Annotated in this window: 1 protein-coding gene; it reads right to left on the bottom strand. The window is 52.7% G+C overall.

Annotated elements, in window-relative coordinates:
• A partial coding sequence (locus R7F64_RS23675) for a VCBS domain-containing protein (protein ID WP_318072127.1) occupies positions 1–2,080 on the bottom strand: 2,080 nt, incomplete at both ends.

Below are 2,080 nucleotides of genomic sequence, written 5' to 3'. Positions count from 1 at the left end.
GTCACGACCACGTCATGAGTCGTGCCATCTGCAGACGTCACTGTCATGGTGCGAGTCACCGGATCGCTATCAGCGTCTAACGCTTGCACGTCTGGATGATTATTGTTTAGCTCATAGGTCCAGTTACCCTGCTCATCGATAGAGAAGGTACCCCAGTTGCCATCTTGAACGCCGGTTTGCGGTTGGAATACCGCTTCACCTGCATCAGGGTCGTCCACGTTTAAGTTGCCGCCAGTGGTCAGCGTTACGTCTTCTTGAACCGCGCCTTTATCATCACCCGGTTGATCAGGTGTGATGACCGCTTTGTCGTCTGAGCCCGTGATCGTCACGACCACGTCATGAGTCGTGCCATCTGCAGACGTCACTGTCATGGTGCGAATAACCGGATCGCTATCAGCGTCTAACGCTTGCACGTCTGGATGATTATTGTTTAGCTCATAGGTCCAGTTACCCTGCTCATCGATAGAGAAGGTACCCCAGTTGCCATCTTGAACGCCGGTTTGCGGTTGGAATACCGCTTCACCTGCATCAGGGTCGTCCACGTTTAAGTTGCCGCCAGTGGTCAGCGTTACGTCTTCTTGAACCGCGCCTTTATCATCACCCGGTTGGTCTGGTGTGATGACCGCTTTGTCGTCTGAGCCCGTAATGGTCACGACCACGTCATGAGTCGTGCCATCCGCAGACGTCACTGTCATGGTGCGAATCACCGGATCGCTATCAGCGTCTAACGCTTGCACGTCTGGGTGGCTGTTGTTCAGCTCATAGGTCCAGTTACCTTGCTCATCGATAGAGAAGGTACCCCAGTTGCCATCTTGAACGTCTGTCTGGGGTTGGAAAACCGCTTCACCTGCATCAGGGTCATCCACGTTTAAGTTGCCGCCAGTGGTCAGCGTTACGTCTTCTTGAACCGCGCCTTTATCATCACCCGGTTGGTCTGGTGTGATGACCGCTTTGTCGTCTGAGCCCGTAATGGTCACGACCACGTCATGAGTCGTGCCATCCGCAGACGTCACTGTCATGGTGCGAATCACCGGATCGCTATCAGCGTCTAACGCCTGCACATCTGGGTGATTATTGTTTAGCTCATAGGTCCAGTTACCCTGCTCATCGATAGAGAAGGTACCCCAGTTGTCATCTTGAACGTCGGTTTGGGGTTGGAAAACCGCTTCACCTGCATCAGGGTCATCCACGTTTAAGTTGCCGCCAGTGGTCAGCATTACGTCTTCTTGAACCGCGCCTTTATCATCACCCGGTTGATCTGGTGTGATGATCGCTTTGTCGTCTGAGCCCGTGATTGTCACAACCACGTCATGAGTCGTGCCATCCGCAGACGTCACTGTCATGGTGCGAATCACCGGATCGCTATCAGCGTCTAACGCCTGCACATCTGGGTGACTGTTGTTCAGCTCATAGGTCCAGTTACCTTGCTCATCGATAGAGAACGTACCCCAATTACCATCTTGAACGCCGGTTTGCGGTTGGAAGACCGCTTCACCTGCATCAGGGTCATCCACGTTTAAGTTGCCGCCAGTGGTCAACGTTACGTCTTCTTGAACCGCGCCTTTATCATCACCCGGTTGATCAGGTGTGATGACCGCTTTGTCGTCTGAGCCCGTGATTGTCACAACCACGTCATGAGTCGTGCCATCCGCAGACGTCACTGTCATGGTGCGAATAACCGGATCACTATCAGCGTCTAACGCTTGCACGTCTGGATGATTATTGTTTAGCTCATAGGTCCAGTTACCCTGCTCATCGATCGAAAACGTACCCCAGTTGCCATCTTGAACGTCGGTTTGCGGTTGGAAGACCGCTTCGCCTGCATCAGGGTCATCCACGTTTAAGTTGCCGCCAGTGGTCAGCGTTACGTCTTCTTGAACCGCGCCTTTATCATCACCCGGTTGATCTGGTGTGATGATCGCTTTGTCGTCTGAGCCCGTGATTGTCACGACCACGTCATGAGTCGTGCCATCTGCAGATGTTACTGTCATGGTACGAATAATCGGATCGCTATCAGCGTCTAACGCTTGCACGTCTGGATGATTATTGTTTAGCTCATAGGTCCAGTTACCCTGCTCAT

Origin of the sequence: Vibrio sp. Vb1980, assembly GCF_033338615.1 — a bacterium.
Taxonomy (GTDB): Bacteria; Pseudomonadota; Gammaproteobacteria; order Enterobacterales; family Vibrionaceae; genus Vibrio; species Vibrio alginolyticus.
The sequence above is the reverse complement of the archived record's forward strand: the minus strand, read 5'-3'. Positions and strand labels throughout refer to the sequence as shown.